At 69.0% G+C, this 22224-nt stretch carries 21 protein-coding genes and 1 pseudogene; 13 read left to right on the top strand and 9 right to left on the bottom strand.

Translation table 11 applies throughout. From position 1 onward, the window contains the following. Window positions 1-1163, bottom strand: a 1163-nt coding sequence (locus tag A612_RS09605) for a RecQ family ATP-dependent DNA helicase (protein WP_019374282.1), incomplete at its 3' end; no start/stop codon positions are given. A 161-nt stretch (window positions 1164-1324) separates the two neighbouring features. On the opposite strand from A612_RS09605, the gene A612_RS09600 reads away from it, so the two are divergent. Continuing rightward, the gene (locus A612_RS09600) at window positions 1325-2362 is read left to right on the top strand and encodes a homocysteine S-methyltransferase family protein (protein WP_019374281.1); all 1038 of its coding nucleotides are present in this window, start codon (window positions 1325-1327) and stop codon (window positions 2360-2362) included. Between the two features lie 10 nt (window positions 2363-2372). Further along, window positions 2373-2831 (top strand): DUF3592 domain-containing protein, encoded by a 459-nt coding sequence (locus tag A612_RS09595; RefSeq protein WP_019374280.1) that lies wholly within the window; start codon window positions 2373-2375, stop codon window positions 2829-2831. Between the two features lie 45 nt (window positions 2832-2876). Here A612_RS09595 and A612_RS09590 read toward each other — a convergent pair whose 3' ends face one another. Next, window positions 2877-3548 carry a TetR/AcrR family transcriptional regulator gene (locus A612_RS09590; RefSeq protein WP_040436514.1) on the bottom strand — a complete coding sequence of 224 codons (672 nt, stop codon included), beginning with the start codon at window positions 3546-3548 and terminating at the stop codon, window positions 2877-2879. 53 nt (window positions 3549-3601) lie between these two features. On the opposite strand from A612_RS09590, the gene A612_RS09585 reads away from it, so the two are divergent. Then, window positions 3602-5260, top strand: coding sequence for an isovaleryl-CoA dehydrogenase (locus A612_RS09585; RefSeq protein WP_040436513.1), 1659 nt, complete (start codon window positions 3602-3604; stop codon window positions 5258-5260). 62 nt (window positions 5261-5322) lie between these two features. On the opposite strand, the pseudogene A612_RS16595 reads toward A612_RS09585, so the two are convergent. The 5 genes and pseudogenes from A612_RS16595 to A612_RS09565 all read right to left on the bottom strand — a co-directional run. Further along, window positions 5323-5673, bottom strand: a pseudogene (locus A612_RS16595) (heparan-alpha-glucosaminide N-acetyltransferase); the annotation flags it as partial. Window positions 5674-5761: 88 nt separating this feature from the next. Next, on the bottom strand, window positions 5762-8353 hold the full coding sequence (acnB, locus tag A612_RS09580; RefSeq protein ID WP_019374277.1) for a bifunctional aconitate hydratase 2/2-methylisocitrate dehydratase: 2592 nt from the start codon (window positions 8351-8353) through the stop codon (window positions 5762-5764). Window positions 8354-8473: 120 nt separating this feature from the next. Beyond that, window positions 8474-9115, bottom strand: a complete 642-nt coding sequence (locus tag A612_RS09575; RefSeq protein WP_019374276.1) for a hypothetical protein — start codon at window positions 9113-9115, stop codon at window positions 8474-8476. Further along, window positions 9112-10230: an HpcH/HpaI aldolase/citrate lyase family protein gene (locus A612_RS09570; protein ID WP_081501157.1), complete on the bottom strand. Its 1119-nt coding sequence runs from the start codon at window positions 10228-10230 to the stop codon at window positions 9112-9114. Before A612_RS09570 ends, A612_RS09575 begins: the two co-directional genes overlap by 4 nt. Window positions 10231-10235: 5 nt before the next feature. Then, window positions 10236-11222, bottom strand: coding sequence for a malate dehydrogenase (locus A612_RS09565; protein WP_019374274.1), 987 nt, complete (start codon window positions 11220-11222; stop codon window positions 10236-10238). Between the two features lie 247 nt (window positions 11223-11469). Between A612_RS09565 and A612_RS09560 the strand changes: the two genes are divergently transcribed. From A612_RS09560 to rnk, 10 genes are all read left to right on the top strand, one after another. Next, the gene (locus tag A612_RS09560) at window positions 11470-12261 is read left to right on the top strand and encodes a GntR family transcriptional regulator (RefSeq protein WP_019374273.1); all 792 of its coding nucleotides are present in this window, start codon (window positions 11470-11472) and stop codon (window positions 12259-12261) included. 173 nt (window positions 12262-12434) lie between these two features. Beyond that, window positions 12435-12866: a succinate dehydrogenase, cytochrome b556 subunit gene (sdhC, locus tag A612_RS09555; RefSeq protein WP_019374272.1), complete on the top strand. Its 432-nt coding sequence runs from the start codon at window positions 12435-12437 to the stop codon at window positions 12864-12866. 23 nt (window positions 12867-12889) lie between these two features. After that, window positions 12890-13258: a succinate dehydrogenase, hydrophobic membrane anchor protein gene (sdhD, locus tag A612_RS09550; protein WP_019374271.1), complete on the top strand. Its 369-nt coding sequence runs from the start codon at window positions 12890-12892 to the stop codon at window positions 13256-13258. 58 nt (window positions 13259-13316) lie between these two features. Further along, the gene (gene sdhA, locus A612_RS09545; RefSeq protein ID WP_019374270.1) at window positions 13317-15122 is read left to right on the top strand and encodes a succinate dehydrogenase flavoprotein subunit; all 1806 of its coding nucleotides are present in this window, start codon (window positions 13317-13319) and stop codon (window positions 15120-15122) included. A 29-nt stretch (window positions 15123-15151) separates the two neighbouring features. Further along, window positions 15152-15856, top strand: a complete 705-nt coding sequence (locus A612_RS09540; RefSeq protein ID WP_019374269.1) for a succinate dehydrogenase iron-sulfur subunit — start codon at window positions 15152-15154, stop codon at window positions 15854-15856. Beyond that, a complete protein-coding gene (locus tag A612_RS09535) occupies window positions 15846-16154 on the top strand; it encodes an FAD assembly factor SdhE (RefSeq protein WP_040436511.1) in 309 nt (102 codons plus the stop codon). Before A612_RS09540 ends, A612_RS09535 begins: the two co-directional genes overlap by 11 nt. A gap of 67 nt (window positions 16155-16221) precedes the next feature. After that, a complete protein-coding gene (locus tag A612_RS09530; RefSeq protein WP_019374267.1) occupies window positions 16222-17532 on the top strand; it encodes a citrate synthase in 1311 nt (436 codons plus the stop codon). Between the two features lie 164 nt (window positions 17533-17696). Next, window positions 17697-18812 carry an S-(hydroxymethyl)glutathione dehydrogenase/class III alcohol dehydrogenase gene (locus A612_RS09525; RefSeq protein WP_019374266.1) on the top strand — a complete coding sequence of 372 codons (1116 nt, stop codon included), beginning with the start codon at window positions 17697-17699 and terminating at the stop codon, window positions 18810-18812. 46 nt (window positions 18813-18858) lie between these two features. Next, window positions 18859-19722 carry an S-formylglutathione hydrolase gene (gene fghA / locus A612_RS09520; protein ID WP_019374265.1) on the top strand — a complete coding sequence of 288 codons (864 nt, stop codon included), beginning with the start codon at window positions 18859-18861 and terminating at the stop codon, window positions 19720-19722. A gap of 236 nt (window positions 19723-19958) precedes the next feature. Beyond that, window positions 19959-20366 (top strand): nucleoside diphosphate kinase regulator, encoded by a 408-nt coding sequence (gene rnk, locus A612_RS09515; protein WP_019374264.1) that lies wholly within the window; start codon window positions 19959-19961, stop codon window positions 20364-20366. Between the two features lie 78 nt (window positions 20367-20444). Here the strand turns inward: rnk and A612_RS09510 are convergent, their stop codons facing one another. Together A612_RS09510 and A612_RS09505 are read right to left on the bottom strand one after the other, a co-directional pair. Next, complete coding sequence (locus A612_RS09510; protein WP_019374263.1) at window positions 20445-21401, bottom strand: NAD(P)H-dependent flavin oxidoreductase; 957 nt, start codon at window positions 21399-21401, stop codon at window positions 20445-20447. Window positions 21402-21525: 124 nt separating this feature from the next. After that, on the bottom strand, window positions 21526-22224 hold a 699-nt coding region (locus A612_RS09505; RefSeq protein ID WP_019374262.1), incomplete at its 5' end, for an acyl-CoA dehydrogenase C-terminal domain-containing protein.

Below are 22224 nucleotides of genomic sequence, written 5' to 3'. Positions count from 1 at the left end.
CCCCCCAGCCGCTGGCGGCGGCAGTCCGTCGCCTCGGCCAGGGCCAGCAGCGCGTCCAGCTTGCCGCGCAGCACGGCCTTGAATTCCTCCGCGGCGTCGCCTTCGTCGATCATGCGGCGCTGGTTCACCACGTCCTGCAGGCCATAGACCATCCACGCATCGGCCGGCAGCCCGTCGCGCCCGGCGCGGCCGGTTTCCTGGTAGTAGCTCTCGATGTTCTTGGGCAGGTCCACATGCGCGACGAAACGCACGTCCGGCTTGTCGATGCCCATGCCGAAGGCGATGGTCGCCACCATGACGATGCCGTCCTCGCGCAGGAAGCGGTCCTGGTGCTGCTGGCGCACCTCGGCCGGCAGGCCCGCGTGGTAGGGCAGCGCCTGCAGCCCCGCGTCCTGCAGCGCCAGCGCAAGCTCCTCCACGCGCCGGCGCGACTGGCAATAGACCACGCCGGCGTCGCCCAGGTGCTCGCGCGTGATGAAGCGCATCAGCTGCGCCACCGGCTCCTTTTTCTCCTCCAGCCGGTAGCGGATGTTCGGCCGGTCGAAGCTGCTGATGAACAGCCGGGCCTCCTCCAGGCGCAGCCCTTCGAGGATGTCGGCGCGCGTGAGCGCATCCGCGGTGGCGGTGAGCGCGATGCGCGGCACTTCCGGATAACGCTCGTGCAGCACCGCCAGCTGCCGGTATTCGGGCCGGAAATCGTGGCCCCACTGGCTCACGCAATGCGCCTCGTCGATGGCAAACAGCGAGAGTTGCCCGCGTGCATGAAGGCCGTCGAGCAGCGCGATGAAACGGTCGGTGGTCACGCGCTCGGGCGCGGCGTACAGCAGGGTCAGCTCGCCGCGCGCCAGGCGCTGCTCGACCTCCTGCGTCTGCGGCCAGTCCAGCGTGGAGTTCAGGAAGGCCGCCTCCACGCCGGCTTCGAGCAACGCCCCCACCTGGTCGTGCATCAGCGCGATCAGTGGCGAGACGACGATGGTGACGCCCTGGCCCGCCTCGCGCCGCACGATCGCCGGCACCTGGTAGCACAGCGACTTGCCGCCGCCCGTGGGCATGAGCACCAGCGCATCGCCCCCGGCGACGACGTGCTCGATGATGTCTTCCTGCGGGCCACGGAAGCGCTCGTAGCCGAAGACATCGTGCAGGACGGAAAGCGCGGGGGACAAGGGAGTGGGAACGGCTGGACAGGAAGGCGATCGGGCGGCGCCCGGAGGGACGCGCCCAGCCTGCAATCTTCTCACAATGCGGGCGCGCGGACCCTCCCGCCCCTGCGCGCAACCACCTGCGGCGCATGGGGACGGGGCCCGTTTCCTACAATCGCGCCGCCATGAACCGACGACTCCCCGCCTACACCCGCGCCCGGCAACTGCCCGCCATCCTCGAGGAGCGCATCGCCATCCTCGACGGCGCCATGGGCACCATGATCCAGCGCTTCAAGCTGAGCGAGGCGCAGTTCCGCGGCGAGCGCTTCGCCGACTTCCCGCGCGACGTGAAGGGCAACAACGAGCTGCTGTCGCTCACCCGGCCGGACATCATCCGGGACATCCACGAGGGCTACCTCGCCGCCGGCGCCGACCTGGTCGAGACCAACACCTTCGGCGCCACCTCGATCGCCCAGGACGACTACGGCATGGGCCATCTGGCCTACGAGATGAACCTGGAGAGCGCGCGCATCGCCCGCGCCGCCTGCGACAAGTTCTCGACGCCCGACAGGCCGCGCTTCGTCGCCGGGGCGCTCGGCCCGACCCCCAAGACCGCCAGCATCAGCCCCGACGTGAACGACCCCGGCGCGCGCAACGTCAGCTTCGAGCAGCTGCGCGCCGCCTACCACGAGCAGACGCGCGGCCTGATCGAGGGCGGCGCCGACGTGATCCTGGTGGAGACCATCTTCGACACGTTGAACGCCAAGGCCGCGCTGTTTGCCATCGACGAGGTGTTCGAGGAAACCGGCGAGTGCCTGCCGATCATGATCAGCGGCACAGTGACCGACGCCTCGGGACGCATCCTGAGCGGCCAGACGGTGACGGCGTTTTGGCACAGCGTGCGCCATGCCAAGCCCCTGTCCATCGGGTTGAACTGCGCGCTGGGCGCGGCGCTGATGCGCCCCTACATCCAGGAGCTCAACCGCGTGGCGCCGGACACCTTCATCAGCTGCTACCCCAACGCCGGCCTGCCCAACCCGATGAGCGACACCGGCTTCGACGAGACGCCCGAAGTCACCAGCCGCCTGGTGCATGAATTCGCTGCCGAGGGGCTGGTCAACATCGTCGGCGGCTGCTGCGGCACCACGCCCGACCACATCGGCGCCATCGCCCGCGCCGTGGCACCGGTGGGCGCGCGCCGGCTGTTCGCCACCACCGCCTGACCCGCGCGCCATGGCCTCGCAGGACGAGCGACGCTTCCGCTCGGTCGCCTGGGGCTGCGTGGTGCTGGGCAGCCTGCTGCTGACCGTGGGTCTGCTGGCGGCAGGCGGCGCCGCGCTGTTCATGCAGCGCAGCACGCAGACCGAGGGCGTGGTGCTGCGCCTGCAGGCCGCGCTCACCCAGGGCCGCGACTATGGCGAGCCGGACGTGGTGCCCGTGGTCGGCTACGTGGACGACGCCGGGTTCGCCCGGGAGGTGAACGGGCAGGTGGGGGGCGAACCCACGGCCTGGCGCGTCGGCGCGCGCGTGCCAGTGCGCTACCAGCGGCTGGCGGACGGCGCCCTCAGCGCGCGCATCGACACGCCTGGCGAGGTCTGGGGCGTGCCCCTGGGGATCGCGCTGTTTGGCATGGCGTTCGTCGGCGCGGGCGTGCTGGTGCTGCGCGCGACCCGGCGCCCGGATCGGTATTAAAAACATAGCTATCTGCGCTTTCTCCACAAGCGCTGGCGGCGTTTTTCATGCCAGCCTTCGCGGCAGCGCCGCGGCATAGGCCTGGGCGGCGCGCGCCAGCTCCGCGCCCAGCTGCGCGCCCGCCGCCCCCTGTGCGCCGGCGGCACCACGCGACAGCAGCGCCTGCGAGACGCTGCCGTAGGTCATGGTGTGCAGCATGCGCGCGGCGCCGGCCGGGTGCTGCGGCGGGTCCAGGGCGGCGGCCAGTGCCGTGCGCCACAGCTCCACCCAGGCCTCGTACTGGCGCGCGAAGGCCTCGCGCGTGGAGACCTGCCGCTCCAGCGCGAACAGCTGCGCCCACAGCGCCGCGTGCCCCAGCACCGGCGCGGCCTGCGCATCCAGCTGCACGGCGACCACCTGCGCCAAGGGCAGGCCCGCGCTGCGCCGCGCTGCCGCGCGCGCCTGCTGCGCCAGTGCCTTGACATGCTGGTGCACGGCCAGCGCCGCCAGCGCCTGCATGTTGCCGAAGTACTCGTAGAACGTGCCCACGCCCACACCGGCCACGGCGACCACCTCGCGCACGGTGGTCTTCTCATAGCCCACGTCCAGCAGAACCCGAACGAAGGCCTCCTGCAGCGCCTGCGAGCTGGCCCGCGCGCGCGACTGGCGCGGCCTGCGGCGCATGGCGGGCGGCGTTGTAGCCTGCGCCGGCGCAATCCGAACACCCTTGACTGCCATCGTTCCTAGACTCTCTCCATTCACCGGGCTGCAAGCAAGAAGGAGGCATGCACATGGACTGGCACACCCACGAGGTTTTCAACCAATACCCCGAGCTGACCGGCTACAACCTGCTGGCCACCGACCCGGCCCTGGGCGAGGCGCTGCAACGCGCCGGTGCCGGCTGGGCAGCGCCACAGCTGCACGCCTATGCCCAGCGGCTGGGCCAGGCCGAGACCTACCAGCTGGCAGCGGACGCCAACCGCCACACGCCGGAACTGGCCAGCTTCGACAGCCGCGGCCGGCGCATCGACCGGGTGGATTTCCACCCCAGCTGGCACCAGCTCATGGCAATGTACCGCGCCGAGGGCTTGGTCTCGCTGCCCTTCAAGGACGAGCGCGCCGGGCGCTGGACGGCCTGGGCGGCGGGCTTCTACCTGCACAGCCAGGTCGAGCAGGGCACCATGTGCCCGGCCACCATGACCCAGGCCTGCATCCCGCTGCTGCAGAAGGAGGAAGCCCTGTGGCGCGAGCTGGGCACCAAGCTCTACAGCGACGACTACGATGCGCGCGACCTGCCGGTGGCGGACAAGCAGAGCATGTGGGTCGGCATGGGCATGACGGAGAAGCAGGGCGGCTCGGACGTGCGCGCCAACACCACCGTGGCCACGCCGGTCGCAGGCGGCGGGCGCGGGGCCGAATACCTGCTGCGTGGCCACAAGTGGTTCTTCTCCGCGCCCATGTGCGATGCGCACCTGGTGGTGGCGCGCACCGGCGAGGGCGGGCCGTTTGCCTGCTTCTACGTGCCGCGCTGGCGCCCGGACGGTCGCAAGAACGCCGTCCACGTGCAGCGCCTCAAGGACAAGGTCGGCAACCGCAGCAACTCCAGCAGCGAGGTCGAGTTCCAGGATGCCTGGGGCATCCTGATGGGCGAGGAAGGCCGCGGCATCCCGACCATCATCGAAATGGCGACCTACACGCGGCTGAACTGCGTGGCCGGCAGTGCCGCCATCCTGCGCCAGGCAACGGTGCAGGCTATCCACTACGCTCGCCGGCGCCACGCCTTCGGCAAGCAGCTCTCCGAGCAGCCCCTGATGCGCGCCGTGCTGACCGACCTGGCGCTGGAGAGCGAGGCCGCGCTGGTGCTGCTGATGCGCCTGGCCCAGGCCTTCGAGAACGACACCGACCCGGGCGAGCGCGCCTGGAGCCGCCTGATGACGCCCGCCGCCAAGTTCTGGGTCTGCAAGCGCGGCGTGGAACTCACGGGCGAGGCCATGGAAGTGCTGGGCGGCAACGGCTACGTGCTCGACGGCATCCAGGGGCGGCTGTTCCTGGAAGCGCCGGTCAATTCCATCTGGGAAGGTTCGGGCAACGTCATGTGCCTGGACGTGCTGCGGGCGTTTGCGCGCGAGCCGCAGGCGGCCGAGGCGCTGCTGGCGGAGCTGGCGCCGGTCGCGCAGGGCGAGCCCCGCACCGCCGCCACACTGGCGCAGGTGCAGGCGCTGCTGGCCCTGCCGCCACAGGAACTCGAGGCGCTGGGCCGCGTGCTGGCCCAGCAGCTGGTGCTCCTGGCGCAGGCCTGCCTGCTGCGCCAGCACGCCCCGGCCTTCGTGGCCGATGCCTTCATCGCCACCCGGCTGGGTGAAGGCAGCGCCGGCGGGCGCGTGGTGGGAGCCATCGACACGCGCGCCATGGATGTGCAGGCCCTGCTGGAGCGCGCGCTGCCGCACTGAGGCGCCTCTTTTTCACGCCAGCCGAAAGGGGCCGGGCCACCGCGCCCCTCGGCGACAATGCCGGCCATGCTGTGCAGCACGCCGAAGTGGATGAAGCTGAGCGGAAACATCAGGAACGAGCCGGCGGTCACCAGCAGCGCGCAGGCCGCCACCTGGGTCCAGCGGCGCAGAAAGCGATCGCAAGCCACACCCTGGCGCCACGCCACCGCCTGGCCCAGGCCTGCGCACAGCAGGAACAGCGAGACGATGGCCACGCGCTGCAGTGTCCAGAAGGGGTCGCGCAGGAAGTCCTGCGACCACAGGCCGAAATGGTTCAGGTCGAAGCCCAGGTGGTAGAAGGTCATCCACACCACGGCGAGCCCGCGCAGGGCATCGATGCGCTCGAAACGTTCGGCGTTCGTCGGCAATTGCATCCTCCGTCCAGGGGGGCAACGCCCCCATGAAAAAAACCCGCCGGCGGGGCGCGGGCGGGTTCCTCTCTCAAGCCCGGGGGCGCGGCCGTCAGGCCGGCACGCCCTCGGCGACCTGCGCGTATTCCTCGATCTGGTCGAAGTTCATGTAGCGGTACACGCTGTCCTTGTCCTGGTCGATCACGCCCATCTCGGCGAGGTACTCCTCCTTGGTCGGCAGGCGACCCAGGCGCGAGGCGATCGCCGCCAGCTCGGCCGAGCCCAGGAACACGTTGGTGTTCTTGCCCAGGCGGTTGGGGAAGTTGCGCGTCGAGGTCGAAATCACCGTCGCGCCTTCCCGCACCTGCGCCTGGTTGCCCATGCACAGCGAGCAGCCGGGCATCTCGGTGCGTGCGCCGGCGGTGCCGAAGGCGGCGTAGTGGCCTTCCTTGATCAGCTCGCTCTCGTCCATCTTGGTCGGCGGCGCGATCCACAGCTTGACCGGGATGTCGCGCTGGCCGCCCAGCAGCTTGGCCGCGGCGCGGAAGTGGCCGATGTTGGTCATGCACGAGCCGATGAAGGCCTCGTCGATCTTCGTGCCAGCCACCTCCGACAGGAACTTGGCGTCGTCCGGGTCGTTCGGGCAGCAGACGATGGGCTCGGTGATCTCGTTCATGTCGATCTCGATCACGGCGGCGTACTCGGCGTCCTGGTCGGCTTCGAGCAGCTGCGGGTCGGCCAGCCAAGCCTCCACCTTCTCGATGCGGCGCGCCAGTGTCTTGGCGTCCTGGTAGCCCTCGGCGATCATGTTCTTCATCAGAACGACGTTCGACTTCAGGTACTCGATGATCGGCTCCTTGTCGAGCTTGATGGTGCAGCCGGCCGCCGAGCGCTCGGCCGAGGCGTCGGACAGCTCGAAGGCCTGCTCCACCTTCAGGTGCGGCAGCCCCTCGATCTCCAGGATGCGGCCCGAGAAGACGTTCTTCTTGCCCGCCTTGGCCACCGTCAAGAGGCCGGCCTTGATGGCGTACAGGGGAATGGCGTGCACCAGGTCGCGCAGCGTCACGCCCGGCTGCATCTCGCCCTTGAAACGCACCAGCACGGACTCCGGCATGTCGAGCGGCATGACGCCGGTGGCGGCGGCAAAGGCCACCAGACCCGAGCCTGCCGGGAAGCTGATGCCGATGGGGAAGCGCGTGTGCGAGTCGCCGCCCGTGCCCACGGTGTCGGGCAGCAGCAGGCGGTTGAGCCAGCTGTGGATCACGCCGTCGCCCGGGCGCAGCGCCACGCCGCCGCGGTTGCTGATGAAGGCCGGCAGCTCGCGGTGGGTCTTCACGTCCACGGGCTTCGGATAGGCGGCGGTGTGGCAGAAGCTCTGCATCACCATGTCGGCCGAGAAGCCCAGGCAGGCCAGGTCCTTGAGCTCGTCGCGCGTCATGGGGCCGGTGGTGTCCTGGCTGCCGACGGTGGTCATGCGCGGCTCGCAGTAGGTGCCGGGGCGCACGCCCTGGCCTTCGGGCAGGCCGCAGGCGCGGCCGACCATCTTCTGCGCCAGCGTGAAGCCGGCCCGGGACTCGGCCGGCGGCTGCGGCAGGCGAAACACGGTGGACGCGGGCAGGCCCAGGAACTCGCGCGCCTTGGCCGTGAGCGAGCGGCCGATGATCAGGTTGATGCGCCCGCCGGCGCGCACCTCGTCGAGCAGCACCTCGCTCTTGAGCTGGAAGTCGGCAATCTTCTCGCCGTTCTTCTCGATGCGGCCCTCGTAGGGATAGATGTCGATCACGTCGCCCATCTCCATCTTCGAGACGTCGACCTCGATGGGCAGGGCGCCCGAGTCTTCCTGGGTGTTGAAGAAGATGGGGGCGATCTTGCCGCCCAGCGTCACGCCGCCGAAACGCTTGTTGGGCACGTACGGGATGTCCTGTCCCGTGGCCCAGATCACGCTGTTGGTGGCCGATTTGCGCGACGAGCCCGTGCCCACCACATCGCCCACGTAGGCCACCAGGTGGCCCTTCTTCTTGAGGTCCTCGATGAACTGGATCGGCCCGCGCTTGCCGTCTTCCTCCGGCTGGAAGGCCGCATCGGGGCGCGTGTTCTTCAGCATCGCCAGGTAGTGCAGCGGGATGTCCGGACGGCTCCAGGCGTCGGGCGCGGGCGAGAGGTCGTCGGTGTTGGTCTCGCCGGGCACCTTGAAGACGGTGACGGTGATCTTCTTCTCGACCTCGGGGCGGCTGGTGAACCACTCGGCGTCGGCCCAGCTCTGCATCACCTCCTGCGCCTTGGCGTTGCCGGCCTTGGCCTTGGCCGCCACGTCGTTGAAGAAGTCGAACATCAGCAGCGTCTTCTTCAGCGCCTCGGCCGCTTGCGCCGAGACTTCGGCGTCGTCCAGCAACTCGATCAGCGGCTCGACGTTGTAGCCGCCCACCATGGTGCCCAACAGCTCGGTGGCCTTCGCCCGGGAGATCAGCTCCACCGCCAGGTCGCCGTGTGCCACGGCGGCGAGGAACGACGCCTTGACCTTGGCGGCGTCGTCCACGCCGGGCGGCACGCGGTGCGTGAGCAGCTCGAGCAGGAATTCGGCCTCGCCGGCGGGCGGGTTCTTGATCAGCTCGATCAGCTCGGCCGTCTGCTGGGCATCGAGCGGCAGCGGCGGGATGCCCAGTGCGGCGCGCTCGGCCACATGGTCGCGGTAGGCTTTCAGCATGTCTTCTTTCTCCGGAAGGTGGGAATGGATGATGGGATGAGGTCGTCAGGCGCGCAGCAAGGGCCGGCGCGTCACCCTCGGGCGACGCGTTCAGGCCCTTCGGCGGGTGAGCGCGGGCGCCTAGCGGTTGCCGGGGTTGTCGAGCAGGCTCTGGGGCGGATTGCGCTTGATCGCCTCCGCCACGGTCACCTGCTGCGGGCTCATGCACTCGTCGGCCATGCGCTGGCCAAGCTTCTGGTTCATGAGCATGGACTTGTTGGCGATCTGGATCCAGACGGCGCCGGCGCGCGTGTCTTCCAGGCGCACCGCGCCACTGGAGGTGGCGACCGGCGACATGTAGTACTTGAAGCCCTTGCCTTGGACGTGGAAGCGACCGGGCGACTGTGGATCGGGCTGGATGTCCACCGAGGTTCCCAGCTCGCAGGCGATGAGGCCGGTGTGGACGCGCTCGGCGATGGCGAGCTCCTCGGGGCTCAGGGCCGCCTGGGCCGCGGCCAGGCCGGAGGCCACCTGCATGGCGCCGCTGTGCAGCAGCGTGCGGCTGCTGGGCGGCTCTGCCTTGGCGACGGCGCTGGCCTTGGCAGCGGGCGCCTTCTTGCCCGCCTTGGCGGTCGACTTGGCGGCTGCAGGCTTCGCAGGCGCGGCCGCCTTCTTGGTCGTCGTCGCCGTCGCCGCCTTGGCGGGCGGCTTGGCTGGCGCGCTCTGGGCCAGGGTCCAGGTGGGAGCCAGCAGCAACAGGGCGCAAGGGATGAGGGTCTTCATGGTGACTCCTGCAAAGGGCGGTGGACGGGCGGATGGCAGTGGGCGGGGCCGGGCGCTCGACTCCGCGGCCCCGCATCCCCTATTGTCGCCGCTGTGGCAAACCAGGGTTGCGCCGCTTCGGGCAACGCCCGCCCTGTCCGGTAGGCACGCTCCAGCACTTGCCAGAAATACCGGTAGCTCGCGCGGTCGTGCAGCACGCCGTCGTCACTGATCGGCGCCCAGTCGGCGGCCTGGGCGGCAGCGACGATGCGCGCCGCGCGTTCGACCTCGTCCTGGCGCGGAGCGAAGGCTTCCAGGATGGGGCGGACCTGTGCCGGATGGATGCTCCACATGCGGGTGTAGCCGAACTCCTGCGCGGCGCGCATGGCCGCCTGGCGCAGCGCGCCGCTGTCGCTGAACTCCGTCACCACGCAGTGCGAGGGCACCTTGCCATGGGCGTGGCAGGCGGAGGCGATCTCCAGCTTGGCGCGCACCACCAGCGGGTGTTCGAACTGCCCCTGCGAGCCCATGGCGGAAGCAGGAATGGCGCCGCCGTGGGCCGAGACGAAGTCCATCAGGCCGAAGCTCAGGCTCTGGATGCGCGGGTGGGCGGCGATCTCGAAGGCGCGCTGCACCGCCGCTGGCGACTCGATCAGTGCGTGCAGCGGCAAATGGGGGGCGCCGGCGGCATCCAGGGCACGCTCGGCAGCGAGCACGTCATCGATCGACTCGACCTTCGGGAGCATGAGGTGGCACAGCCGCTCGCCGGCCTGGCCGGCGATGATGTCCACATCGGCCGCAAAGGCCGGGTGGTCGACGGTGTGTACCCGCACCGCCACGCGTGCACCGGGCGCCGCCTCGCGTGCCAGGCGCGCCACCAGCTCGGCATGCGCGCGCTCGGCGCCGACCGGCGCGCCGTCCTCGCAGTCGAGCGTGACGTCGAGCACGCAGCGGCCAAACTCGGCGGTCAGCTCCTGCTGCAGCTGCAGGCTCTTGCGCATGCGCGCCTCGACGCCGCTGTAGTGGTCGCACACGGGCAACCCGCCCAGCGCCGCCTGCGCGCCCAGGAGCACATCGCGCGGATGGGTGGCACCCGCCCCCGCGGGGGCGCTGCCTGGAGCTGCGCCGGGGCCCATGCGGCTCAGAGCAGGTGCTTGACGCCGTCCTGCTCGCTCTGCAGTTCGGCCAGGGTGGCGTCGATGCGCTCCTGCGAGAAAGCGTCGATCTCCAGGCCCTCGACGATCCGGTACTTGCCGTTCTCCGTCGTCACGGGAAAACCGAAGACCACGTCCTTGGGGATGCCATATTCGCCATTGGACGGCACGCCCATGGTCACCCATTCGCCGTTGGAGCCCAGTGCCCAGTCGCGCATGTGGTCGATGGCGGCGTTGGCTGCGGACGCCGCAGACGACAGGCCGCGCGCGGCGATGATGGCCGCGCCGCGCTTGCCGACGGTGGGCAGGAACACGTCCTTGTTCCACGCGGGATCGTTGATCGCATCCTTGACCGACTGGCCGTTGACCGTGGCGAAGCGGTAGTCGGCGTACATGGTGGGCGAGTGGTTGCCCCAGACGGTGAGCTTCTTGATGTCGCCGACCTTGAAGCCGCCCTTGGCCGCCAGCTGCGAGGCTGCGCGGTTGTGGTCCAGGCGCAGCATGGCGGTGAAGTTCTCGCGCGGCAGGTCGGGCGCGCTCTTCATGGCGATGTAGGCATTGGTGTTGGCCGGGTTGCCCACCACCAGCACCTTCACATCGCGCGAGGCGACCTGGTTGAGCGCCTTGCCCTGGGCCGTGAAGATCTGGGCGTTGGCCGCCAGCAGGTCGGCGCGCTCCATGCCAGGGCCGCGCGGGCGGGCGCCCACCAGCAGGGCGTAGTCGGTGTCCTTGAAGGCCTGCAGGGGGTCGGAGTGGGCTTCGATGCCGGCCAGCAGCGGGAAGGCGCAGTCTTCGAGCTCCATGATCACGCCCTTGAGCGCGTTCTGCGCCTTTTCGTCCGGGATCTCCAGCAGCTGCAGGATGACGGGCTGGTCCTTGCCCAGCATCTCTCCGGAGGCGATGCGAAACAGCAGGGCGTAACCGATCTGGCCGGCGGCACCGGTGACTGCAACGCGGACGGGCTTCTTGCTCATGGGAAAACTCCAGGTGACTGAACGAGGAAAGAGTGTGTGGTGCAAGGCAGCACCAGCGCCAGTCATCAGCAGCCTCGTGCCCCGCAGAACAGCTCGCAAGTTTAGCGCCGAACCGCTGCAGTGGTCAATTTGTCTTATGTCTTATATAAGATTATGATGGGCTGCCTGGCCGGCTCGCGGCGCGCCTGGGCGCCCGCGCCTGGCGCCGGCGACCCGCGCCGCCCGCCGCCCCTGACGTCCACCACCCATGTCCTCAGTCGCTCCCCCCGCCTCCGACGGCGCCGCGGTCCCCGGCGGCGGCGCCCTGTCCCAGGCGCCGGCCTTCAGCCCGCTCTACCAGCAGATCAAGGGCCTGATCCTGCACAGCCTGCAGCACGGCGAGTGGAAGCCGGGCGAGGCCATCCCCAGCGAGATCGATCTGGCGGCGCGCTTTCGCGTCAGCCAGGGCACCGTACGCAAGGCCATCGACGAGCTGGCTGCGGAGAACCTGCTCGTGCGACGCCAGGGCAAGGGCACCTTCGTCGCCACGCACGCCGAGCAGCAGGTGCAGTACCGCTTCCTGCGGCTGCAGCCCGACCGCGGCGACGTGCACGAGGAAGGCCCTGCGCAGCGCACCATCCTGGAATGTCGCCGCCAGCGCGCCAGCGCCGAGGTGGCGCGCGCCCTGGCGCTGCGCACCGGCGACGGCGTCGTCTACGTGCGGCGCGTGCTGGCCTTCGCCGAGGTGCCGACCATCCTCGAGGAAATCTGGCTGCCCGGCCATGCCTTCAAGGGACTGACGGCTGAGCAGATGGCCTCCTACCAGGGGCCGACCTATGCCATGTTCGAGCTGGACTTCGGTGTGCGCATGGTGCGCGCCGAGGAAAAGCTGCGCGCTGTGCTGCCCGATGCCGCCCAGGCCGAAGGGCTGGGCGTGAGCCCGGCCACCCCGCTGCTGAGCGTCGAGCGCCTGGCCTACACCTACAACGACGTCCCCATGGAGCTGCGCCGCGGCCTCTACCGGACCGATACCCACTACTACCGCAACGAGCTGAACTGATCCGCCCGAGACGGCGCTGCCGCGCCATGGGGCCTGCGGGGATGCCCCTGCCAGCCCCTCCCGGCCGCTGGTACGCAGTTGCCGCAGCCCGCGGTTGTTGCATTGCAATAGAATTTTGGGTTGGTCGCGCACAACCGATTACAACGCAGTTACATCCACCGAGGACCCACGCCATGAATGAGCCTGCCAAGAAACGGCCTGAATTTCGCAACCTGAACCTGTTCAGCGACATCCCGACCTATCGCCTGCCGCTGGCGGCCCTGGTGTCCATCCTGCACCGCGTGAGCGGCCTGCTGATGCTGGTGCTGCTGCCGCTGATCATCTGGATGTTCGACAAGTCCGTGTCCTCGGAGATCTCCTTCGGCACCTTCCGCGCGGCCTTCAACGCGGGCATCGGCTTCGTGCCCGCCTGGCTGCTCAAGCTGGTGGTGCTGGCGCTGATCTGGGCCTACCTGCACCACCTGTTCGCCGGCGTGCGCCACCTGTGGATGGACGTGACGCACCACACCACCAAGGAATTTGGCCGCCAGACGGCCCTGGCCACCCTGGTGGCCGCCGTCGTGCTGACTGCGCTGCTGGGCGCCAAGCTGTTCGGCCTGTACTGATCCCCCGCTGAAGGAGTAAAACCATGGCCGATACCACCTATGGCTACAAGCGCACCGTCGTCGGTGCCCACTACGGCTGGCGCGACTTCCTGGTCCAGCGCATCACCGCCGCCCTGATGACCGCCTTCACCCTGCTGCTGCTGGCGAAGGTGTTGCTGGTCTCCGGGCCGATCGGCTACGACACCTGGGCCGGCATCTTCGCCCCGCAATGGATGAAGGCCTTCACCTTCGCGGTCATCGTGGCGCTGATCTGGCACGCCTGGGTGGGCGCGTGCAGCATCTGGTACGACTACGGCAAGCCGGCCGGCGTGCGCCTGCTGCTGCAGTCCCTGACGGCCATCTGGCTGGTCGCCTGCGGCGGCTGGGCGGTGCAGGTGCTGTGGCGCCTGTGACGTCGCCCCACCGCGCCCCCGCCCTCCCGGAAACCCACCGCACATCGCTCCCACGACCATGAGTTACACCCAAAAAGATATCGCCCGCCGCAAGTTCGACGTCGTCATCGTCGGGGCCGGCGGCTCCGGCATGCGCGCCTCGCTGGAGCTGTCGCGCGCCGGCCTGTCGGTCGCCTGCCTGTCCAAGGTCTTCCCCACGCGCTCGCACACCGTCGCTGCCCAGGGCGGCGTCTCGGCCGCCCTCGGCAACATGAGCGAAGACAACTGGCACTACCACTTCTACGACACCATCAAGGGCGGCGACTGGCTGTCCGACCAGGATGCGGTCGAATTCATGTGCCGCGAGGCGCCCAAGGTGGTGATCGAGCTGGAGCACTTCGGCATGCCGTTCGACCGCAACCCGGACGGCACCATCTACCAGCGCCCCTTTGGCGGCCACACCGCCAACTACGGCGAAAAGCCCGTGCAGCGCGCCTGCGCCGCGGCCGACCGCACCGGCCACGCCATGCTGCACACGCTCTACCAGCAGAACGTCGCCTCCAAGACCAACTTCTTCGTCGAATGGATGGCGCTGGACCTGATCCGCAACAGCCGCGGCGAGGTGGTGGGCGTCACGGCCCTGGAGCTGGAGACCGGTGACCTGTACGAGCTGCACGCCAAGGCCGTGCTGCTGGCCACCGGCGGCGCGGGCCGCATCTTCGCCGCCTCGACCAACGCCTTCATCAACACCGGCGACGGCCTCGGCATGGCAGCGCGCGCCGGCATTCCGCTGCAGGACCTGGAGTTCTGGCAGTTCCACCCCACGGGCGTGGCCGGCGCGGGCGTGCTGCTGACCGAGGGCTGCCGGGGCGAGGGCGCGATCCTGCTCAACAGCGAGGGCGAGCGCTTCATGGAGCGCTACGCACCGACCTTGAAGGACCTGGCGCCACGCGACTTCGTCTCGCGCTCCATGGACCAGGAGATCAAGGAAGGGCGCGGCTGCGGTCCCAACAAGGACTACATCCTGATGAAGCTCGACCACCTGGGCGCCGACACCATCAGGAAGCGCCTGCCCTCGGTGGAGGAGATCGGCCACAACTTCGCCAACGTGGACATCACCAAGGAGCCCATCCCCGTGGTGCCCACCATCCACTACCAGATGGGCGGCATCCCGACCAACGTCCACGGCCAGGTCGTGACCTGGGACGGCGAGAAGAACAACGTCGTGCCCGGCCTGTACGCCGTGGGCGAGTGCGCCGCCGTGTCGGTGCACGGCGCCAACCGCCTGGGCACCAACTCGCTGCTGGACCTGCTGGTCTTCGGCAAGTCGGCAGGTCGCCACATCGTGCAGTTCGTGCGCGACTTCGGCGACCACCACGAGGTGCCGGCGAACGCGGCCGAGCGCACGCTCGAGCGCCTGAACCAGCTCGAGGGCGCATCGGACGGCATCTACGCCCAGGACCTGGCCAACGAGATCCGCCAGACCATGCAGCAGCACGCGGGCGTGTTCCGCACGCAAAAGAGCATGGACGAGGGCGTGGAGAAGATCGCCGAGATCCGCAAGAAGGTCGCCGCCATCGGCCTGAAGGACAAGTCCAAGGTCTGGAATACCGCCCGCATGGAGGCGCTGGAAGTCGACAACCTGATCGAGGCCGCGCAGGCCACGATGGTCTCCGCCGCTGCGCGCCACGAGTGCCGCGGCGCGCACACCGTGGCGGACTACGAGCACCCCGCCGACCACCCCGAGCACCCCCTGGGACGCAACGACCAGGAATGGCTCAAGCACACGCTGTGGCACAGCGCGACCAACAGCCTGACCTACAAGCCCGTGAACATGCAGCCCCTGACGGTGGAGAGCATTCCGCCGCGGGTGCGCACGTTCTGACACCGCCGCTGCCACGAGAGAGATCCGCCATGCAACGCACTTTCAAGATCTACCGTTACGACCCGGACAAGGACGCCAAGCCCTACATGCAGACCGTGCAGGTGGAGCTCGACGGCCACGAGCGCATGCTGCTCGACGCGCTGGTCAAGCTCAAGGCGCAGGACCCATCCCTGTCGTTTCGCCGCTCCTGCCGCGAGGGCGTGTGCGGCTCGGACGCCATGAACATCAATGGCAAGAACGGCCTGGCCTGCCTGACCAACATGAAGACGCTGCCCGGCGACATCGTCCTGAAGCCCCTGCCCGGGCTGCCGGTGATCCGCGACCTGATCGTGGACATGACGCAGTTCTTCGACCAGTACCACTCGATCAAGCCCTACCTGCAAAACGACGAGCCGGTCTCCGCCTCCAAGGAGCGCCTGCAGTCGCCCGAGGAGCGCGAGGAACTGAACGGCCTGTACGAGTGCATCCTGTGCGCGAGCTGCTCCACCGCCTGCCCGAGCTTCTGGTGGAACCCGGACAAATTCGTCGGCCCGGCGGGTCTGCTGCAGGCCTACCGCTTCATCGCCGACAGCCGCGACAAGGCCACGGGCGAGCGCCTGGACAACCTGGAAGACCCGTACCGGCTGTTTCGCTGCCACACCATCATGAACTGTGTGGACGTGTGCCCCAAGGGCCTCAAGCCCGCAGCCGCGATCAGCAAGATCCGCGAGCTGATGGTGCGCCGTGCCATCTGAAACCCCGAAGCCGACACCTCGGGCCGACGACGCAGCGCAGTGGCTCGACGAGCGCGAGACCGCCGTGCTGCGCTGGCGCTGCCGGCGCGGCCTGGTGGAGAACGACCTGTTCATCGAGCGCTTCTTCAACCGCCACGGCCAGCGCCTGAGCACCGCCCAGGCGCGCGGCATCGCCCGGCTCATGGACCTGTCCGACAACGACCTGCTGGACCTGCTGCTTGCCCGCAAGGAGCCGTCCGGCGACCTGGACACCGAGGAGGTGCGCATGGTGCTCGCCCAGATGCGCTCGCGCCCCTGAGCGGTCCCACCCTGCCCTTTCACCCCTGTCCGTCCCTCCTGCCCCAAACCATCGAAGGAAACCGCAAATGAAACTGGCCGACAACAAAGCCACGCTCTCGTTCAGCAACGGCAGCCCGAGCGTGGAGCTTCCCATCTACCACGGCACCATCGGGCCAGATGTCGTCGACATCCGCAAGCTCTACGGCCAGACGGGCATGTTCACCTACGACCCGGGCTTCCTGTCCACGGCGTCGTGCCAGTCGTCGATCACCTACATCGATGGCGACAAGGGCGAGCTGCTCTACCGCGGCTATCCCATCGAGCAGCTGGCCACCAAGTGCGACTACCTCGATACCTGCTACCTGCTGCTCAACGGCGAACTGCCCAACGAAGGCCAGCGCGACGAGTTCCATCGGCTGGTGCTCAAGCACACCATGGTCAACGAGCAGATGCAGTTCTTCCTGCGGGGCTTCCGGCGCGACGCCCACCCGATGGCCGTGCTGACGGGCCTGGTGGGGGCCCTGTCGGCCTTCTACCACGACAGCACCGACATCAACAATCCCGAGCACCGCCACATCGCCGCCATCCGGCTGATCTCCAAGATGCCGACGCTGGTGGCGATGGCGTACAAGTACGGCAAGGGCGAGCCCTACATGTACCCGCGCAACGAGCTGAGCTATGCGGGCAACTTCCTGCGCATGATGTTTGGCACGCCCTGCGAGGACTACAAGGTCAACCCGGTGCTCGAGCGCGCCATGGACCGCATCTTCATCCTGCACGCGGACCACGAGCAGAACGCCTCCACCTCCACCGTGCGCCTGTGCGGCAGCTCGGGCACCAACCCGTTCGCGGCGATTGCCGCCGGCGTGGCCTGCCTGTGGGGTCCGGCGCACGGCGGTGCCAACGAGGCGGCGCTGAACATGCTCGAAGACATCCAGGCCAACGGCGGCATCGAGAAGGTCGGCGAGTTCATCAACCAGGTCAAGGACAAGAACTCGGGCGTGCGCCTGATGGGCTTTGGCCACCGCGTGTACAAGAACTACGACCCGCGCGCCAAGCTGATGCAGGAGACCACCAACGAGGTGCTCGAAGCCCTGGGTCTGCACAACGACCCGCTGTTCGCCCTGGCCAAGAAGCTCGAGCAGATCGCCCTGGAGGACGACTACTTCGTGCAGCGCAAGCTCTACCCGAACGTGGATTTCTACTCGGGCATCGTGCAGCGCGCCATCGGCATTCCGACCAAGCTGTTCACCGGCATCTTCGCGCTGGCGCGCACCGTGGGCTGGATCGCGCAGCTCAACGAGATGATCGCCGACCCGGAGTACAAGATCGGCCGCCCGCGCCAGCTGTTCGTCGGCTCGCCGCGCCGCGACGTGCCGGAGCTGGCCCAGCGCTGATCGGGCACTCGCCCTTGCGGCCAGGGCCGCGCGCCTTGCCCCCAGGCCCGCAGGTGCAATGCTTGCGGGCTTTTTCGTTTCCGCGCGGCGTGGCCTAAAATCGGGCGCTGGCCCCGCGCCACCGTCCCTTGGCCACCGAGACACCACGAAAGAGAGAAACCCCGATGAAATCACGCGCAGCCGTCGCCTTTGCCGCCGGGCAACCCCTTGAAATCGTCGAGATCGACGTCGCACCGCCCCAGGCCGGCGAGGTGCTGGTGCGCATCACGCACACGGGCGTGTGCCACACGGACGCCTTCACGCTCTCCGGTGACGATCCCGAAGGGGTGTTTCCGGCCGTGCTGGGCCACGAGGGCGCAGGCATCGTGGTCGAGGTCGGCAAGGGTGTGACCAGCGTGAAGCCCGGCGACCACGTGATCCCGCTCTACACCGCCGAATGCGGCCAATGCCTGTTTTGCCAAAGCGGCAAGACCAACCTGTGCGTGGCCGTGCGCGCGACCCAGGGCAAGGGCCTGATGCCCGACGGCACGACGCGCTTTTCCTACAACGGCCAGCCGATCTACCACTACATGGGCTGCTCGACGTTTTCCGAGTACACCGTGGTGGCCGAGGTCTCGCTCGCCAAGGTCAGCCCCGACGCCAACCCCGAGCAGGTCTGCCTGCTGGGCTGCGGCGTGACCACCGGCCTGGGCGCCGTGAAAAACACAGCCAAGGTGCAGCCCGGCGACTCGGTCGCCGTGTTCGGCCTGGGCGGCATCGGCTTGGCCGTGGTGCAGGGCGCCAAGCTCGCGGGCGCCGGGCGCATCATCGCCATCGACACCAACCCGGCCAAGTTCGAGCTGGCGCGCACCTTCGGCGCCACCGACTGCGTCAATCCCAAGGACCACGAGCAACCGATCCAGCAGGTCATCGTGGAGATGACGGGCTGGGGCGTGGACCACAGCTTCGAGTGCATCGGCAACGTGCAGGTCATGCGCGCCGCGCTGGAATGCGCGCACCGCGGCTGGGGCCAGAGCGTGATCATCGGCGTGGCCGGCAGCGGCCAGGAGATCAGCACCCGGCCCTTCCAGCTGGTCACCGGCCGCAGGTGGCTGGGCACGGCGTTTGGCGGCGTCAAGGGCAGGAGCGAACTGCCCGGCATGGTCGAGGACGCCATGGCCGGTCGCATCCAGCTCGCGCCCTTTGTCACCCACACCATGCCGCTTGCGGACATCAACGAAGCCTTCGAACTGATGCACCGGGGTGAATCCATCCGCTCGGTCGTGCATTTCGCGGACTGAAGGCTGGCAAGAAAACCGGCGCTGCCACCAGAAAAAGGAGCCTCCCATGACTGCAACGCTTGAGCTGCTCAGCACCCACGCCTGCTTCGGCGGCGAGCAGCGCTTCTATCGGCACGCCTCGCGCGAGACCGGGCTGCCCATGCGCGCTTCGGTGTACCTGCCGCCCAAGGCGCTGGACGGCGCGCCGGTGCCGGCGCTCGTCTACCTGGCGGGGCTGACCTGCACCGAAGAGACCTTCCCGACCAAGGCGGGCGCACAGCGCCTTGCGGCCGAGCTGGGCCTCGCCCTGATCGCCCCCGACACCAGCCCGCGCGGCGCCGAGATCCCGGGCGAGGCGGATGCCTGGGATTTCGGAGTGGGCGCGGGCTTTTATCTGGACGCCACGCAGGCGCCCTGGTCGGCGCACTGGCGCATGGAAAGCTGGCTGCTGGCAGAGTTGCTCCCGCTGCTGGCCGATGCCCTGCCGATCGACGGCCAGCGCCTGGGCCTCACGGGCCACAGCATGGGCGGCCATGGCGCCCTCACCCTGGCGCTGCGCCACCCGGGCCGCTTCAGGAGCGTCTCGGCCTTCGCGCCGATCTGCGCGCCGACGCGCTGCCCCTGGGGCGAGAAGGCCTTCACCGGCTACCTGGGCGCCGACCGCACCGCCTGGAGCGCGCACGACGCCACCGAATTGATGAGCAGCCACCGGGCCGCGCCCTATCCGGAGGGCATACTGATCGACCAGGGCCTGGACGACAAATTCCTGGCCGAGCAGCTCCATCCCCACCTGTTCGAGGCCGCCTGCGAAGCCGCCGGGCAGCCGCTCACGCTGCGCCGCCACGCGGGCTACGACCACGGCTACTATTTCGTGCAGACCTTCATGGACGACCACCTGCGCCACCACGCGCGGCAGCTGCTGGGCACCTGAATCCACGCGCCCTGCGGCAGGGCAGGCGGCCTCTAAGCACAGCCGGCCGTGCGTGATCTATTGGCAAAACGGGGCCAGCGCCCCACAATGGGAGGCATCGCGCCCTGCGGGAGCCGCATGCAACGCGCCACGGCCCGGACAACCCCGTTGCCCGGGCCTTTGTCCGTCCAGGAAGCGTTGCCGACCCGCGAAGGCGATCCAGACAACCATACGAACATCCCGAACGGAGCCCCACCATGCAGCGCAAGCCTGCCATCACCCTGTCCTCACTCGACTTCGAGCGCCTGGAGTCGCTGCTGGAGAAGAGCACGGCCGCCTTCCCCGGGCGCGAGCAGCTCGAAACCGAGCTGGACCGGGCTGACGTGCTGGATCCCAAGGACATGCCGCCCAACGTGGTGACTATGAATTCCACCGTGCAGTTCACCATCCTGGAGACGGGCAAGACCAGCACCCTCACCCTGGTCTATCCCCGTGACATGGATGGCGACAGCGCCAAGGTCTCGGTGTTCGCGCCGGTGGGCATCGCCCTGCTCGGGCTGGCGGTGGGCGACGAGTTCCAGATGCCCAGCCCCACGGGACAGGTGACGGTGCGGGTCGACTCGATCACCTACCAGCCGGAGAGCGCGGGCGAGCTGCACCGCTGACCGGCGCCCAGCGCGCAGGTGCAAAGGCAGCCGAGGCTGCCTTTTTTCATGGCCGCGCGCCGGCCGCGCGCCAGCGGCTCAGGCCGCCAAGGCCAGGCGCCGGCGGGCCGCCTCGTACTCGGCCTTCAGGCGCGCGATCAGCTCTGCGGCCGGGCGCACGGCGTCCACCACCCCGATGCCCTGGCCGCAGCCCCAGATGTCCTTCCAGGCCTTGGTCGATGCGCCGCCGAAATTCATCTTGCTCGGGTCCGACTCCGGCAGGTTCTCCGGGTCCAGGCCAGCCGCGCGGATCGAGGGCGCGAGGTAGTTGCCGTGCACGCCGGTGAACAGATTGCTGTAGACGATGTCGTCCGAATTGCACTCGACGATGGCCTGCTTGTAGGCCTCCTGTGCGCGCGCCTCGTCGGTGGCGATGAAGGCCGAGCCGATGTAGGCGAGGTCGGCCCCCATGGCCTGTGCCGCCAGCACGGCATCACCCGTGGCGATCGCGCCCGACAGCGCCAGCGGGCCGTCGAACCACTGGCGGATCTCCTGCACCAGCGCAAAGGGGCTCTTCACGCCGGCGTGGCCACCGGCGCCGGCCGCCACGGCGATCAGGCCATCGGCGCCCTTCTCGATCGCCTTGCGCGCGAACTTGTTGTTGATGACGTCGTGCAGCACGATGCCGCCCCAGCCGTGCACCGCCTGGTTCACGTCCTCGCGGGCGCCCAGGGACGTGATCACGATCGGCACCTTGTAGCGCGCGCAGACCTCCATGTCGTGCTCCAGGCGGTCGTTGCTGCGGTGCACGATCTGGTTGATCGCAAAGGGCGCGGAGGGCTGGTCGGGGTTCGCCTTGTCCCAGGCCGCCAGGGTCTCGGTGATCTCCGCAAGCCACTCCTCGAGCTGGGAGGCCGGGCGCGCGTTGAGCGCGGGCATGGAGCCGACGATGCCGGCCTTGCATTGCTCGATGACGAGCTTGGGGTTGCTGATGATGAACAGCGGCGAGCCGATGACGGGCAGGCGCAGTTTCTGCAGGATGGGTGGCAGGGCCATGGTGGTCTCCGGCGGGCGGGCGTCTCGCGCCGCCCTGGTCATGCTGGGGAAAAAGGGATGAGGGCAGGAGCGGCCGCACCGCCCGCAGCGTGGACGCGTGCAGCCGGCCTGCCCGGCGGCAGGCTCAGAAGGCTTCCGGTGCCAGCGCCATGACGCTGGCCGCCCCGTGCACGACCTCGTCGCGCAGGCCCGGGGCGCGCACCAGGATGTGCTCGGCGTAGAAGCGCGCGGTGGCGATCTTGGCCTGCAGGAAGGCGTCGTCCTGTCCCTGGCCGGACAGCTTCTCGGCCACCAGCAGCGCACGCGCGAGCTGCCAGCCGGCCACCAGGTTGCCGGCCAGCATCAGGTAGGGGACGCTGCCCGCGTAGGCTGCGTTGGGATCGGCCTTGGCACTGCCGGCGATGAACTCCACCACGTCCAGGAAAGCCTGGCGCGCCGCCGTGAGGCGCGCTGCCGTGGCGCGCGCCGCCTCGCTGCCGCTAGCGGCCAGCTGCGCTTCGGTCTTCTCGATCTGCGCGGCGATGGCGCGTGCCGTCGCGCCACCATCGCGCGCCGTCTTGCGGCCCACCAGGTCGTTGGCCTGGATGGCCGTCGTGCCCTCGTAGATGGGCAGGATGCGCGCGTCGCGGTAGTACTGCGCGGCGCCGGTCTCTTCGATGAACCCCATGCCGCCGTGCACCTGCACGCCCAGCGACGTGACCTCCAGGCTCATCTCGGTGGAGTAGCCCTTGACCAGCGGCACCATGAATTCGTAGAAGGCCGCGTTGTCGCGCCGCACGCTTTCGTCCGGGTGGTGGTGCGCCGCGTCGTAGGCGGCGGCCGC

Origin of the sequence: Melaminivora alkalimesophila, from assembly GCF_000282995.1 — a bacterium.
Lineage (GTDB): Bacteria > Pseudomonadota > Gammaproteobacteria > Burkholderiales > Burkholderiaceae_C > Melaminivora > Melaminivora alkalimesophila.
The sequence above is the reverse complement of the archived record's forward strand: the minus strand, read 5'-3'. Positions and strand labels throughout refer to the sequence as shown.